The 369-nt window shown below is 66.1% G+C and carries 1 pseudogene; it reads left to right on the top strand.

The annotated features are described in order from the left end of the window. A pseudogene (locus tag AC1D0P_RS32080) lies at positions 1-369 on the top strand (hypothetical protein); the annotation flags it as partial.

The following is a 369-nucleotide window of genomic DNA, read 5'->3' as shown; positions in this document are numbered from 1 at the left end:
GCCGGAAATCGGTCCCCTGGTTGACGTCCTGGGCAACCGCGGCCAGCGCCTCTACCGCCTCGCTCCATTTCCAAGCGATGTTCCCGAGCGGTCGGTTCAGGTCCTGCCGCCGCTCGCCGAGGAAACGGGAGCAGACTGGCCAATCGGATGGCCGAGACCCGCGCGATTGCTGGCGAAGCCGGAAGAGATCGAGGTCTTGGCGTTGCTTCCGGACCATCCGCCGGTCGCGATAACCTGGCGCGGAAAGCGCAGGCACGTTCGCGTCGCTGACGGCCCGGAGCGCATCTTCGGAGAGTGGTGGCGACGCGACCGCGAATACGACGCTGTCCGCGACTACTACATCGTTGAAGACGACAGAGGCGAGCGGCT

Source organism: Polaromonas sp. P1_G2 (assembly GCF_056405515.1).
The sequence above is the reverse complement of the archived record's forward strand: the minus strand, read 5'-3'. Positions and strand labels throughout refer to the sequence as shown.